The following is a 14,286-nucleotide window of genomic DNA, read 5'->3' as shown; positions in this document are numbered from 1 at the left end:
CATGGCCTTTGAATCCTTGGAGCTTCATCATCCTGTACAAGCTCAGTTAAAAAGCCGGCGGCTGCGCTATCGGGAACCGGAAAATCCGATCAAATGGCCGTATGAGAAACTGCTTCGGGAACAAAGCAAAACCCGCCGTGTCTATCCGATCAATCCATACGCCGAAGTATACCAATTCCGCAAGAATGTCTATGCTATTTTTACTGAGAGTTTAGACGGAGCGGGCAATCCCTGGATCTATTTAATTCTGGGCCGTGAGAAAGCCATGCTGATCGATACCGGTTTTGGCGCGGGTGATCTGAAAGGTCTGGTCAATGAAATTACCGGTGGAATGCCGCTGATCGTTGTGAATACGCATGCCCACAGTGATCATGCGCTTGGTGACTTTCAGTTTGATGAGGTTTATTGTCACGAATATGAAGTCCTCAATTTAGAAAAAATCAAAACACCGCATGCCTGGGACCGGCTCTTCGATGCCGAAGGAAATTGTATTTATACCCAATTTGATCGGGCTGATTTAATCGGTTATCATGATTTTAAAATTATCGGGGTTCCCAACGGAACGACTTTCGATTTGGGCGGCGGGACTGAGATTGAACTCATGTTTCTGCCTGGACATGCAACGGGTATGAGCGCCTTTCTGGATAAGCAAAATAAAATTTTATTTGCGGGTGATTATACCCATGCCTATGGTACTTCCCCCGATCATCCCTACGCCCGATACTGCACGGTCACAGCCATGCGCGATGCGCTCATGAACATCATCGCCCGCCGGAGTGAAATCGATTTTGTTTATCCCGGACATGGACCGTTGGATCAGCCCAGTATCGTTTTAGTGAATCTTCTGGAAACCCTGGAACAGGTGCTGGAAAATCCGGAGCACTCTGATTTTCAGGAAGAAATGATAAAAGGTGGAAAGAAGAAAGTAATCTATGGTAAGATGATTTTCCAGTCCAGTTATTTCAAATATTGCATGGAGAGCCTGCGCTGAGCATGATTTTTCAACAGTTCTAAAAAATTCTCATTCTCCGATTCTGATCTGACTGTAAGTTAAAAAGTCCCGTTACGCAGCGTTAGCACGGGACTTTTTCGATCTTCTTATCTTTATTATTAAGATGCTTGCCCTGACCGCTTTGAAGCCCTTCAGACAGGCAGTTGCATAAAACACACTGAATCATGTTTCATTCTGTATTTTAGATTTTCTCGATCAAGGCCTGAAAAACGACCGAGGCACAGCTCAGACCCGCGGCGGCAGGCACAAAGATTGTGCTGGCCGGCGGATATTTTTGCTTTAAGGTTTTCCCTTCGGCATGGATCAGCCGATTCTGAGTGTACGGCAGCTCTTTCGACCAAACAACCGGGATCTTCGCGGTAAATCCCCGCTTCCTGACCATCTGCCGCAAAGCGCGGGCAAGTGGATCATTGCAGGTTTTATCTAACGTCGTAACGGTCAGCTGCGTCGGATCAAAGCGGTTGGCCATCCCCAGCGAACTGATGCAGGGTACGCCATGGCGATGAGCCATTTCGATTAAGGTCAGCTTGCTGGAAAGTGTATCAATCGCGTCGATGACATAATCCATTTTCTGATCGAACAAGCTTTCACTCTGTTCATTAAAAAATTCATTCATCGCTACCACTTCACACTCCGGGGCAAAACTGCGGATCCGCGCGGCCATCACTTCGGTTTTGGACTGATTCAGCGTATCCAGCGTCGCGATGATCTGACGGTTCAGATTGCTTGGCGCAACTGTATCGGCATCGACTAAAATCAATTTCCCAATTCCGCTGCGGCCTAACGCTTCCGCGGCATAGCCGCCGACGCCGCCGATCCCGACAATCAGCACGCAGGCCTGCTTCAATCGTTGGATCGCTGCTTCGCCGACCAACAGTTCCAATCTCTCTAACGGCGTTTCCATGCTTCATCCTCCTTCAGCCAGGCCTCAATCTCCGCAATCAGCTGTTCCTTTTGGCCCGACTGATCCATCTGGAACCAGCGGATCGGCGTTTGCCGGGTGAACCAAGTCATCTGCCGGCGGGAAAACTGGCGGGTATGGGTTAAGATCTGTTCACGAGCCTGACTGACTGTTTCTTTTCCTTCAAAGTAGCCGCGCCATTCCTTGTAGCCGATGCCCTGCATCGACTGATCATCAAAGCTGACGCCTTGTTCCAACAAGCCGCGGATTTCCTCAATCAAACCCTCCGCAATCATGCCGTCAACGCGTTTTTCAATCCGCTGAATCAGCGCCTGCCGTTCGCACGTCAATCCGCAGATCAGAGCGTCATAAATCGGTTTGTGTTCCTGCCGACTTTCCAGCTCGCTCTTCGGCGCTTCGGCCAATTCATGAATGACCAACGCCCGAATCAGACGTCGTTTGTTATGCGGATGGATCTGGGCCGCGGTCTTGGAATCCACCTGCAAAAGCCAAGCATAAAGTTCCTCTTCGGACCGCTGCTCCAGCTGTTCGCTGAGCTGTTCAGCGCGCGGATCCTGAGGCTGAAACTGATAGTCATACAGCGCGGCCTTAATATACAAGCCCGTTCCGCCAACAATCATCGGCAGCTTCCCTTTCGCGCTGATTGCTTCCATCGCGGCCCGCGCTTCCCGCTGAAAATCAGCGACGCTTGTCTTTTCCTTGGGACTCAGAATGTCGATCAGATAATGCGGAATCCCCTGTTTTTCCGCTTCCGTGACTTTCCCAGAGCCGATGTCCAAACCACGGTACACCTGAATGGAATCGCCGCTGATGATTTCACCTTGAAAGCGTTGAGCGAGTTCGATCGACAAGGCGGTTTTGCCTACGGCCGTCGGACCGACGAGGACGAGCACTTTTTTCATCGCTGGAACTCCTTAATCAATTGTTTTTCGGTAATCGTAATGAAAGTGGGGCGGCCATGCGGACAATGGTAAGGCTGTTCGCAGCGCGCCAGCTGTTCGATAACCTCCTGCATTTCCCCTAACGACAGCACACGGTTGAACCGAATTGAATGATGGCAGGCGATGGTTGCCAGACGATGCCGCTGCAGATCTTCAGCTCGGACTTCCCGGCCATCCTTCCACAAATCAAGAACATCCTGCAGAAAGGCCTGTTCATCAATTTCACTCATCCAAGCCGGCAGCTGTCGGCAGATCAGACTGTTCTGCCCAAAGTTTTCCAGATGGATGTGCATCGGTTCCAGCAGTTCGTTCATTTCCTGCAGCCGTGCGGCAACAGAAGCGCTGCCTTCCAAAATGATCGGCACAAGCAAATCCTGCATCACCGGCTCCTGCTCCAAAAAACGCTGCTGAACTTCTTCAAAATGCACCCGTTCCTGGGCGGCATGCTGATCAATAATATATAAGGCATGCTCATCCTGCGCAAGGATGTATTTGCCGTGCATCTGGGCCAATACCTGCATCTGCGGAAAGGTTTTGCGCGGAACTGTCTGCAAGGTTTCTTCCGTTGCTTCTGTCTGACTCACCCGCGGATCAAGCGGTTCGCTGACCGGTTCCTGATCGGACAAAGTCTCCGTAACCGAAGCCGTATTTTTTTTAACCGGACTTCCTGCGCTGAAATCCGGAAGCTTCGCCATCACTTCGCCTTTTAAATCCTCAGGCAGAATTTCTTCCTTATCCTTTCCTGCCGTCAGGGGCTGAGGCTGTGATATTTCCCGGGAAAGCGACGCGGCGATCGATTCGCGCTGTCGCTGCTCGTTCATCACTTCGGCCTGCCGCCGCCATTCTTTGGCTTCAACGGAATCTTCCCGAACCTGATCTTTGACACTCTCGGCAGGAACTTCAAACAGCTGCGGCATTTCCACTTTCTCGCGCGGCGTATCAATCCGCATCACTTCCGGCGCCTGCATGTGCTCCCGCAAGGTGCGGGTCAGCGTATCCCGGATTAAAAATTCCAGCTGCTGCTCCTTGGAAAGCCGGATTTCCCATTTGGATGGATGGACATTGACGTCGCACAGATGGCTGTCCATCTCGATATCCAGCACGACGATCGGATACCGATCCTGCGGAATATAATTTTTATACGCTTCCAGAATCGCTTTTTGGATCCGGTAAGAGCGGATCATCCGGCGGTTGATGAAGACGGTCATGTAATTCCGGCTGGCGCGGGTTTGGGAAGGCAGCGCCATCAGCCCACGAACGGTATAGTCAAAATCCTGTCCTTCAACCTCAATGCATTGACGTGCCAGATCACGGCCGTAGATGATCGCCATGACTTCCAGCAGGCTGCCGCTGCCGGCGCTGCGGAAGACTTCCTTGCCATCGTGAACAAGCCGGAAAGCAACCTGCGGATAGCTCAGCGCAAACTTCTGGATCACATCCAGGATCAGTGAAGTTTCATATGGGATCGACTTGAGGTGCTTAAGCCGGGCCGGCGTTTTCTGAAACAGACCGCTGACCGTGATCTGCGTTCCCTGGTTGCAGGGATAAGGGCGGGCGGACTGACGCTGACCATAGCGAATTTCCACGCGGGTGGAATCTTCACCGTTATTCGTCAACAACGTGAGGTTGGATACCGAAGCAATGGAAGGCAGCGCTTCCCCGCGAAAACCCAGCGTGTGAATCGCCCACAAATCCTCGGTCGTTTTGATCTTACTGGTCGCATGCCGCTCAAAACACAGACAGGCGTCTTCCCGATCCATGCCAATCCCATTATCGATCACTTCCATCAACTCTGTGCCGCCCTGATTGATATTGACTTCAATCCGCGTCGCCTGCGCATCCAGCGCATTTTCAACCAGCTCTTTGATCACGCCCATCGGCCGCTCGACAACCTCTCCCGCGGCGATCATATTGGTTAAATGCGCATCCAGCTGCTGTATTTTTGCCATCGTTATTCACCTTCCTGTTCTTTTTCTTGTTGGATTTATTCCGCTTCCTTCTGCTGCCCCTGCCGCAGAAATTCATAAAACGCAAAGCCGATTGAAATAATCGTCAACAAACCGACGATCATTTCCGAAAGATTATTCGCATATTCAGCCTGCCCCGGATCCACCAGTGCCAGCACCAGGAAATATAGGCACCAGATAAATCCCAGCATCAACATTCCAAATGTCGTATAGGTGAGTATTTTCGATCCCGTTTTCCATCGCTTTCGGCCTTGTTCCAGCTGCTTCGGCGTGTAATGAAAATCAGGATTTTTCCGATGCCGCCACTGTTGGCGAAGCAAGCCTGCAAGAAGTCCGAGAATTAAACCCTGGCTGAGCGCCAGACAGATCATTCTAAAAATATCCATGATTTCCTCATTTCCGTTTTCTTCAATCGGATGCCCTGATCTTTAGCGCATTGTGCAATGAAGGAAAAGGGCTAAGCAAGAACAGCTACGCTTTCTGCGCTTCGCTTAATTCCTGCTTTAAATCCATAATCATCTGCAGGGCCTGAAGCGGAGAGAGCTGATTGGGATCCACCATCTCCAGCTTATCCAGAACGCCCTGTTCTTTCACCGGCGCCTTGACCATTTCCACAATCCCCAGCGACTGCTGAACCACCCGCTTCTTGGATTCATATTCAGCTAACAAATCACTGGCCCGATCCAGTACGGCATCCGGCAGTTTCGCCAGGCGGGCTACGTTGATCCCATAGGAACGATCCGCCTTGCCCTGCTTCACCCGGTACATAAATGTGACGTGACCGTTGTCTTCATGAACCTCTACATGCACGTTCTTCACCACCGGCAGACTTTCATCCAACGAGGTCAGCTCGTGATAATGGGTGGAGAACAAGGTTTTCGCATGAATGCACACAGCGATGTATTCAATCATCGCCTGCGCCAGCGCCATGCCGTCATAGGTGGAAGTACCGCGTCCGATCTCATCAAACAGGATGAGAGAATGCTCGGTTGCCTGCGATAACGCGTTATTGGCCTCCGTCATTTCCACCATAAACGTCGATTGTCCGGACAGGATATCGTCGCTCGCTCCGATGCGGGTGAAAATCTTATCGAAAATCGGCATTTCACATTTCTTCGCCGGAACAAAGCAGCCGATCTGCGCCATCAGGATGATCAGCGCCACCTGCCGCATATAGGTGCTTTTGCCGCCCATATTCGGACCGGTAATGATCAAGATCTGTTTTTCTTTATCCATCGCCAAACTGTTGGATACATAGCGGTTGGTGCTGATCTTCTCCAGAATCGGATGCCGGCCTTCTTCAATTTTCAGCGGATCCTCCGTAAACACCGGGCGAACATAACCGTTGTCCGCGCTGATGGATGAAAGGGCATAATAAACATCCATGTTCGCCAGCATCAAAGCCAGCTTCTGCAGCTTTGGCAAATAACTGCGAATCTGTTCCAGCAGGTTGGCAAACAGCTCGGTTTCCAAGCGGATGGAGCGTTCTTCCGCATGCAGAATCGCATCTTCCTTTTCTTTCAGTTCAGAGGTAATGTAACGCTCGGCATTGGTCAGCGTCTGCTTGCGGACATAGCCGTACTCTTCCTTCACCTGCGCCACCGCACCTTTGGACACTTCAATATAATAACCGAAAACCCGGTTATACCCGATTTTCAGCGTCTTGATTCCAGTCCGTTCCCGTTCATAGTTTTCCTGCTGAAGAATCCAGTTTTTCCCATCCTTCTGGGCGCTGCGGTATTCGTCCAGCTGTTCGCTGAAGCCTTCCGCAAACATCCCGCCTTCTTTCACCGACACCGGCGGATTTTCCACAAACGCCCCGTCCAACAGCTCAGTCAGCGGCAGGCAGCAATCGATATCCTGATATTCCTGAAATACCGGAGCGTCTTGAAACAAAGCGAGGATATCCGGAACCTGACTGAGCGTTTTCTGCAGGCGCTGGCAGTCAATCGCATTCGCCGAGCCGTAGGCAACCCGGGCGATCAGCCGTTCCATATCATAAATCTGATTCAGCTTATCCTTAAGATCCTCACGAACCAGATAGTTTTTCATTAAATAATCAAGCCGATCCTGCCGAAACAGGATTTTCTTTTTATCGACTAACGGCCGTTCAATCCATTTTTTCAGCAGCCGGGAGCCCATCGCGCTTTGGCAATGATCGAGAAACGACCACAGCGTTTCCGACTTGCTTTGGGTGCGCAGCGGGACGACCAGTTCCAGATTCTGCTGCGTCGAGAAGTCCATATACAGCACATCGTTTTCATTCTCGATCTCGACGGTCTGTAAATGGTGCATCATCCGTTTCTGCGTTTCAATCAGATAGTTCAGCATCACGCCATAAGCTTCCCGCTGCGGCGCTTCCGTGACCTCTTCGCATAAGGGCAGATAGTCCTCGCCGATCTGATCCTCACCGCAATAGGAAATCGCCACGGCCGACAGGTCGCGGACACCGCGGATGAATTTCTCATCGAAGCCTTCTTTGACAACAATCTCCCGAATGTTGTTTTTTAATAAGGTCTGCTGCAAATGAAGAATGTTGCGCGGAATGTGGGTAACAGTAGTTTCTCCGGTCGACATTTCACAGATCGACAGCGCCAGCCCATATTGATAATCGACAACCGCCGCCAGATAAATACTGGAGCGTTCATCGAATAATTCATCAATCACCGTTCCCGGCGTGACGACTTTGATGACATCGCGTTTGACTAATCCTTTGGCCAGTGCCGGATCTTCCATCTGTTCCACAATCGCTACTTTATAGCCTTTTTGAACTAACCGCTGAATATATCCCGTCACGGCATGAAAAGGCACGCCGCACATCGGCACACGATCCTTTACGCCGGCATTCCTGCCGGTCAGAACCAAATCCAGCTCACAGGATGCGATCTTGGCATCCTCAAAAAACATTTCATAAAAGTCCCCCAGACGATAAAAAACCAGGGCGTCCTGATAGTTCTTTTTCACCTCCAGATACTGCTGCATCATCGGCGTATATTGTTCCATATTCTTCACCTCTAAAAAAACTGTTCTTATTATACCATTATTTTTTCTGCGGGTCAGGGGAGTTTTGGGTTTATAATAAGGAAAATGGAGGTGCGGATATGCGAATTTGTACGATTTTAGGAAAGGGCTATGAGGAGATCGAAGCCATCGGTACGCTGGCGTTGTTGAAACGCAGCGGTCTGGAAGCCGATCTGTTTGGAATCAGCGGTGAAAAGACATCCGGCAAGCATGACCTGCCGATCTGCGGTCTGCTTGCTCTGGATGAACTTCAGCCGGAAAATTACGACTGCCTGCTTCTGCCGGGCGGGCCGCATTATGTCTTGCTGGAAGAAAGCGAACAAGTAAAACAAATCATTCTGAAATTCAAAGAACTGGATAAGCCGATTGCCGCGATTTGTGCTGCCCCGACAATCCTGGGACATCTGGGCTTGTTAAAGGGAAAACGCTACACTTGCTTTACCAGCATGAACGAAGACTTCGGCGGCACTTATGTTGATCAGTACACCGTCACCGACGGCAACCTGATCACCGGGCGCAGCGCGGCGGCCACGATTGACTTCGCGTTTGCGATCATTGAGAAACTGCAGGGTTCAGCTCAAAAAGAATTGATACAGAAACAGATTTACTATTGATTGCTTCCTAAAAAAAGACACGCTGGTTTTCAGGGTGTCTTTTGTCTACGCGGAAATAATCTCCACAAGTTTGCCGCTGAAGGCAGCTCCAAAGAGAATGATCTCATGAACGCCCGCATCCTGAAGCTGCTGATCGTATTGTTTCTTCTTAATCTGATCCAGTGCTTCATTGGCCATTTTTTTTAACTCTTCTGCAGTGCTGTGCTGAGCTGCCTTTAACTCGATAAGAATCCCCGGCAATTTTGCCTGTTTTGGAAACAGACATAGATCATAACGGCCCAGACCTGATTCTTTATTGGATAACACTTGATACCGATTATCCAGCGTGGCAAGCAATCCGAGCATAAGTCCATGATAAAAGGTTTCCTTTGCCGTATCATAATAGCTTACAGAGGTCTTCAGCAATTTACTTAAATGCTCCCGCAGACTTTCTGCATCGCCCGCATAGATTGCCTGTTGAACCGCAATCGACGTCGATTGCGGAATGAGTTCCGAAAACTGATTTAATATCTCACTTTGGTAAACAAAACGAATCTCTTGGTTCGGCAGTGCCACCTGACACATATTTCCCATACCAAACGACTTGCTTTCGATGGCCTTTAAATAACCTGAAACCAATAAGAAACTGTAAATTGACGAAGGATTATTCTTGATTTGAGGATAAATAACGCTGGTATCCACATAGGTGAGAATTGATTTTCCCTGCAGCAGTTCTGCCATCTGATCAAAAACTGTTGAATCCGCATGATCCAGAACTTCTCCAATAATGTCATTCCCACTGGTTGATACCCAATAAGCTCTGGCTTCACATGCATTATTAAAATAGTTAATCACTGACCAGGGATTAAAAATTTCCGTTTCACCAAACCGATAACCGTCGTACCAAGCGCACAGTTCCGGCAGCTTATCCTCCGCTTGGTAATAGGCTGCCATGGCTTCTACTTCAGGTTTTGTAAAACCAAAGTATTCACTGTACTTCTTGTCCAAAACAGAATTGACCACAAGGTTATTTAAGCCGCTGAAAATACTTTCTTTCGCTACACGAAGAATTCCTGTCATAAAGCCATAGGCAAGATTACGATTATCTTTAAGCCCACTCGAAAAGAAATTGCGCATAAAGGAAACGACAGGTTCGTAATACCCTGCTAAATAGCCTTGTTGAATCGGCGTATCATATTCATCAATAATGATCACTGCCGCTTCCCCATAGTGCTTATAAAGCATGGAAGATAGGACTTTCAGGGCCGATATATAATCGGTTTCCCCCGCTTTGCGGGAAACAATTTGTTGGTAAAAGTCCTTATCATAATCGCTGCACTGATCACTGGAAATCAACACATTGTGCCGCTGAAACTCTTCACTGATCAAAAGGGTCAGATGTTCATAGGTTTCTTCCCAAGTATTGCGCTTTACATCTTTGAAGCTGAGAAAAATAACGGGATATTTGCCCTGAACATCACGATATTTTTTCCCGCAGTGCCAAATTTTCATCGACTTAAAATAAACAGAAGTATCTTTTTCAGTCTTCTCAAAAAAGGTTCTCAGCATATCCATATTCAACGTTTTTCCAAATCGGCGCGGGCGTGTAAAAAGTGAAACCATTGGACGTTCGTCGATAAAATCCTTAATCATCATCGTTTTATCTACATAGTAATAGTTTGAAGAGGCTAAACGATAATCAGATACGCCGATAGGCAGCGGTAATTTTTCAGAATGGGCAGCTTTGCGATATGCCCCGGTTTTAAGCCTTCTGTCCAGGGGTCTTTTCACATCAGCTGGAATAATCCATATCCCTTTTTCTTTTCTGGCATTTTCAATTTTACCTTCTTTACAAAGCGTGGTGACAGCCCGCGGAGTAACATTCCAAAGTGCGGCCGCTTCTTTTGCAGTGAGAATTTCTTTCATTACAATGCCCCCTTTGATATCCTGAATCTATTATATCGGATTATCAGAAAAATATCATCTTCAAAAAGAAAAATATAATATTAGTTAAATATTTTTCTTTTTATATTTCTTTCTTTCCAATACTGCGGTTCTATCCTGCTTCTTGTCGACTTACGATTGCGATGAATACAGGATCTGATTTATTATCTGCGAAGCAAGCGGCTTAGCGACAGCTGTTTATCAATCCATTCCGCATAGAACCCGGCTTCATGACACACCAGAATCATCGCACCCGGATAACGCTGCAGCGCTTCCTTTAAAGCCTTTTTAACCTGATTATCCAAATGCTGCGTCGGCTCATCCAGGATTAAAAGACTGCCTTCTTTTTGCAAAGTCAAACACAGCTTAACCCTGGCTTGTTCCCCGCCGCTTAAAGTTTCCAGGGGACGCATGGCCAATTCATGCGTAATCCGGCATTGAGCAAGCTGAAAACGCAGTTCCTGTAGCGTTTTATGCGGAAACTGATCGGAGAACATCGCCAGTGCACTTTGCTTGGGATCCGGCCAGCTCAGCATTTGAGAGAAGTAATTGATCTGAATCTGTTCAGAGCGCTGTACTTTTTGCGCCAGCGGCGGCAATTCCCCGATCAAGGTTTTTAACAATGTCGTTTTCCCAATTCCATTAAATCCAGTTATCACCCATTTTTCCCCTGCCTGAACCGTTAGATCCAAAGGTGGAAGCAAAGGATGGTCATATCCCACACTCAGACCGGCTGTTGCCAGCAAAACTCCCTGTCCGCATGCGGTATAGGGAAAATCAAAATGCAGATGGGCAACTGTATCCGGCGGCGTTAGCCGTTCCATCCGTTCCAACTGTTTGCGCCTTCCCTGAGCAATTCGGGTATTCACGCCAGCGATATTGCGGCGGATATACTCCTCCGTCTTTTTGATTTTTACCTGCTGCGCTTCATATTGTCGGCGATATTCCTTTTGACGATGTTCTTTCTGCTGCAGAAAGGAAGTATAGCTTCCATAATATTTGGTAATCTGTCCCCATTCTACATTTAGAATGGAAGTCGCAATCTGCTGCAGAAAGGCGAAATCATGCGTGATAACCAGAAAGGCCCCCTCGCGCTGCCGCAGCACCTCCGCCAACCATACGACATGCTCGTGGTCCAGATAGTTGGTCGGTTCGTCCAACAGCAGCACGTCGGGGTTTCTAAGAATCAGCTGCGCCAAAATGACTTTAGCACGCTGACCGCCGCTGAGCTGGGACAGTCGTTTTTGCACTCCGATCTGATCCAATCCCAATCCGGTTATCGTTTTTTCTATTATCACTTCAATTTCATAAAAACCTGCCGCATTCAGCTGTTCCTGCAGCCGCCCCGCTTTTTTCAGCCAAGCTTCGCTTGCTTCTGAAGCCGCTTTGAAATAGGCTTGGTTCATCTGTTCTTCCCATTGCCACAGCGGTTCAAAAGCCGTTCGCAAAAATTCCAAAATTGTTAATTCTGCCTGATCTGTCCACGCCTGTTGATTTAAAGCACCCAAGGTGATGCCTGGCTGCCATCGAATCTCTCCCTGGTCTGGACTGATCAATCCCGTTAAGATTTTCATAAGTGTGCTTTTCCCCGCACCATTAGGTCCAACGATTCCGCAATGTTCATCTTTCAATAATTCAAACGTCGCGTCCTGATATAATTTTTTCTCATCAAACTGGTGTGTTAAATGAGAAACACTACAATAACTCATAATCTAATCCTACTTTCTATTTTATGGAATTCTTGTTTTCTCATCGAATCCAAAACAAGAATGAGTACGTCGTAGAAAAACAAAAAAAGCAGCGGTAATGGGAATCCTTTCTTCCCTGACCTCTGCTTCAAAAAAACAACAAAGGCCACAGATAAAGCATCTGTGACCTGCAAGCTCTCTTTCTCTCTGCCTATGACAAAAACATGAAATCCTTACTTAATTCCAGTTTTCCCAATGACAGATGAAGAATGATAGAAAATCAGAAGATTTCCTGTTTCAGCTCCGCACAATGCTTCATCGACTCGATTTGCACGGAGCTCATGGTTCTTGTAAGAATGATACGTTGTTCAAAAAGCATCGTGTTTCGCCTCCTCTTTTAGACGAGGCTATTCTAGCATGGAGAATCAAGGAATGCAACCCAAAGTCATCCCAGTTTCTCTGCGGAAATAAAAGTCATTTGATTGTCCTAATAAATTTGCATACCCAGCCACTTTTTACCAAAAGATAAGAAGCTATCATCAAAAGGATGGGAGCCAAGTATTCAACCCAATTCCATCCATACTACAAGTAACGGAATGCTTATCCATTATCAATTACCGATTATTTCTCTCTTTTTAATCAAGAAATAAAAGTTTTACTCTGTCAATTAAATCGCTCTTTTTATTAAAAATAATTCCAGATGCATAATATTTATAATTGATTAAAATTGTATTATCTGAGAATATTTCAATATTCCAAGTATAAGTTCCATTACTCGCAAAAATTTTTACTGATTCTACTGAACCTTCGTGAACAGCCTTGTGATGCAAAAAAAATGCTGGATAAAATGTGAAGTCAAAACTATTACTTAGCTCAATCAATTCGTCTGTATTTCGAAATTCTAAACCGCTATACTTTAATTTTGATCGAGATTCTTCAAAATACAACAAACTGACATAATTTGATTTTTGAATTATTTGCTTTAACTGAACAGCATTATACAATTTTACAGAAATGGTTAAAGATATTATTGCTAATACAAAGATAAATATTATAAATTTTTTATGACAGCAAATAAAATGACATTTCATTTCTTTATTAATCGTATCCAGCATAATATACCATCCCTTATCATTATATTATCCTACATTTTGGATGAAATAAATTAAAATAAACATCAGATTCTTGGATTACCCTTCCCTTTTCAAGACGATATAATATTGTGGCTGAACAAATCTGACCATCCTGGCCGTCGGTAATGATCTGTTTTCTCGTCAATCTAAGCTTTTGACGTTCTAAACGAATCATCGGACCCAAGATTTTCTTTTTCTCTTTGCTGATCTCTCTTGCCACAAGGTACTCCTCCTTTTTTTCATTATACTGATTTTTTTCTAACATGTAAAAGTACAGTGCTATTCTCGAAATACCTGTCACCTTATCTTTTTTACAAAGGCAATATAAAAAGCTGAGATTTTCTGTGCTTTGTCCTTTCTCAGCTTTTCTTTTACTCTAATTCGTTTTGTTTATTAATTTCCATTCAACCAGACTGTTAACCTAGGCTTTGACTACATCAATACGATTTATTCTTCAGGATGTTGAATTACTTGATTGTAGCCTTCTAAAATTTCTTCTAATGTTCTTGGCTCGTAAGCAATCCAAGGGTGCATGCAACCAACATTGATGGCTAACATAGGTGTTCCGCCTTGAGCGAATAAATTCAGATCGTCCCGCTCATTCATTTGTGCAATGCAGTTTTGGAAAAAACGATCTTCCACAGAATTATGTGTATGACCATAAAGTAAAATCGACCCGCGGTGCTGATTTTTCCACATTAGAATTGGATAATGACTTAACACCAGATTATAGGACTGCCCTTTAATATGATCCGTTATTTCTTGATAATCATGGATTTCATAAAAAAGCTGTTTATAACGATAATCTTTCAAAATGTCATGATTACCTTGAATTAATACTTTTTTCCCCTTCAAAATAGCTACCAGTTCAATCAGTTTTTCCTTACCATGAAGCAGAGATACATCGCCCAGAATATAAACGACATCATTATTGGTAACCTTTTTATTCCAATGTTGGACGATGTAATCATTCATTTCATCCACAGTGGAAAATGGCCGTTTATCAAAATTTAAAGCATTGGCATGGAAGAAATGGAGATCTGAAATGTAATAGTTCACCGAAAC

The 14,286-nt window shown here is 46.2% G+C and carries 12 protein-coding genes; 2 read left to right on the top strand and 10 right to left on the bottom strand.

The features are described from left to right. The first annotated feature begins 1 nt into the window (after nt 1). On the top strand, nt 2-991 hold the full coding sequence (locus BN162_RS15155; RefSeq protein ID WP_020225979.1) for an MBL fold metallo-hydrolase: 990 nt from the start codon (nt 2-4) through the stop codon (nt 989-991). A gap of 202 nt (nt 992-1,193) precedes the next feature. Here BN162_RS15155 and BN162_RS15150 read toward each other — a convergent pair whose 3' ends face one another. From BN162_RS15150 to mutS, 5 genes are all read right to left on the bottom strand, one after another. Continuing rightward, nucleotides 1,194-1,916 (bottom strand): tRNA threonylcarbamoyladenosine dehydratase, encoded by a 723-nt coding sequence (locus BN162_RS15150; protein ID WP_020225978.1) that lies wholly within the window; start codon nt 1,914-1,916, stop codon nt 1,194-1,196. Continuing rightward, nucleotides 1,901-2,836 carry a tRNA (adenosine(37)-N6)-dimethylallyltransferase MiaA gene (miaA, locus tag BN162_RS15145; RefSeq protein WP_020225977.1) on the bottom strand — a complete coding sequence of 312 codons (936 nt, stop codon included), beginning with the start codon at nt 2,834-2,836 and terminating at the stop codon, nt 1,901-1,903. Before miaA ends, BN162_RS15150 begins: the two co-directional genes overlap by 16 nt. Beyond that, on the bottom strand, nt 2,833-4,824 hold the full coding sequence (gene mutL, locus BN162_RS15140) for a DNA mismatch repair endonuclease MutL (protein WP_020225976.1): 1,992 nt from the start codon (nt 4,822-4,824) through the stop codon (nt 2,833-2,835). The genes miaA and mutL overlap by 4 nt, the downstream gene beginning before the upstream one ends. A 35-nt stretch (nt 4,825-4,859) precedes the next feature. Further along, entirely contained in the window at nt 4,860-5,228 is a 369-nt protein-coding gene (locus BN162_RS19105) for a hypothetical protein (RefSeq protein WP_020225975.1), read from the bottom strand. Nucleotides 5,229-5,313: 85 nt separating this feature from the next. Beyond that, on the bottom strand, nt 5,314-7,845 hold the full coding sequence (gene mutS / locus BN162_RS15130; RefSeq protein WP_020225974.1) for a DNA mismatch repair protein MutS: 2,532 nt from the start codon (nt 7,843-7,845) through the stop codon (nt 5,314-5,316). A 98-nt stretch (nt 7,846-7,943) separates the two neighbouring features. Between mutS and BN162_RS15125 the strand changes: the two genes are divergently transcribed. Further along, complete coding sequence (locus tag BN162_RS15125) at nt 7,944-8,477, top strand: DJ-1/PfpI family protein (RefSeq protein WP_020225973.1); 534 nt, start codon at nt 7,944-7,946, stop codon at nt 8,475-8,477. Nucleotides 8,478-8,522: 45 nt separating this feature from the next. Here BN162_RS15125 and BN162_RS15120 read toward each other — a convergent pair whose 3' ends face one another. The 5 genes from BN162_RS15120 to BN162_RS15100 form a co-directional block, all read right to left on the bottom strand. After that, entirely contained in the window at nt 8,523-10,382 is a 1,860-nt protein-coding gene (locus tag BN162_RS15120) for an AAA family ATPase (RefSeq protein WP_020225972.1), read from the bottom strand. A gap of 182 nt (nt 10,383-10,564) precedes the next feature. Continuing rightward, nucleotides 10,565-12,109 (bottom strand): ABC-F family ATP-binding cassette domain-containing protein, encoded by a 1,545-nt coding sequence (locus tag BN162_RS15115; RefSeq protein ID WP_020225971.1) that lies wholly within the window; start codon nt 12,107-12,109, stop codon nt 10,565-10,567. 614 nt (nt 12,110-12,723) lie between these two features. Then, nucleotides 12,724-13,203: a hypothetical protein gene (locus tag BN162_RS15110; RefSeq protein ID WP_020225968.1), complete on the bottom strand. Its 480-nt coding sequence runs from the start codon at nt 13,201-13,203 to the stop codon at nt 12,724-12,726. A 19-nt stretch (nt 13,204-13,222) separates the two neighbouring features. After that, nucleotides 13,223-13,441, bottom strand: coding sequence for a hypothetical protein (locus BN162_RS15105; RefSeq protein WP_147612205.1), 219 nt, complete (start codon nt 13,439-13,441; stop codon nt 13,223-13,225). A gap of 227 nt (nt 13,442-13,668) precedes the next feature. Continuing rightward, the gene (locus BN162_RS15100) at nt 13,669-14,280 is read right to left on the bottom strand and encodes a metallophosphoesterase (RefSeq protein ID WP_020225966.1); all 612 of its coding nucleotides are present in this window, start codon (nt 14,278-14,280) and stop codon (nt 13,669-13,671) included. Nucleotides 14,281-14,286: the final 6 nt, after the last annotated feature.

This window comes from Holdemania massiliensis AP2 (assembly GCF_000327285.1).
Taxonomy (GTDB): domain Bacteria; phylum Bacillota_I; class Bacilli_A; order Erysipelotrichales; family Erysipelotrichaceae; genus Holdemania; species Holdemania massiliensis.
The sequence above is the reverse complement of the archived record's forward strand: the minus strand, read 5'-3'. Positions and strand labels throughout refer to the sequence as shown.

Excerpts from the sequence above, each read along its gene's own strand:
- mutL (WP_020225976.1), bottom strand. The coding sequence starts at position 4,824 with ATGGCAAAAATACAGCAGCTGGATGCGCATTTAACCAATATGATCGCC.
- mutS (WP_020225974.1), bottom strand. The coding sequence starts at position 7,845 with ATGGAACAATATACGCCGATGATGCAGCAGTATCTGGAGGTGAAAAAG.
- BN162_RS15155 (WP_020225979.1), top strand. The coding sequence starts at position 2 with ATGGCCTTTGAATCCTTGGAGCTTCATCATCCTGTACAAGCTCAGTTA.
- BN162_RS15115 (WP_020225971.1), bottom strand. The coding sequence starts at position 12,109 with ATGAGTTATTGTAGTGTTTCTCATTTAACACACCAGTTTGATGAGAAA.
- BN162_RS19105 (WP_020225975.1), bottom strand. The coding sequence starts at position 5,228 with ATGGATATTTTTAGAATGATCTGTCTGGCGCTCAGCCAGGGTTTAATT.
- BN162_RS15125 (WP_020225973.1), top strand. The coding sequence starts at position 7,944 with ATGCGAATTTGTACGATTTTAGGAAAGGGCTATGAGGAGATCGAAGCC.
- BN162_RS15110 (WP_020225968.1), bottom strand. The coding sequence starts at position 13,203 with ATGCTGGATACGATTAATAAAGAAATGAAATGTCATTTTATTTGCTGT.
- BN162_RS15120 (WP_020225972.1), bottom strand. The coding sequence starts at position 10,382 with ATGAAAGAAATTCTCACTGCAAAAGAAGCGGCCGCACTTTGGAATGTT.
- miaA (WP_020225977.1), bottom strand. The coding sequence starts at position 2,836 with ATGAAAAAAGTGCTCGTCCTCGTCGGTCCGACGGCCGTAGGCAAAACC.
- BN162_RS15150 (WP_020225978.1), bottom strand. The coding sequence starts at position 1,916 with ATGGAAACGCCGTTAGAGAGATTGGAACTGTTGGTCGGCGAAGCAGCG.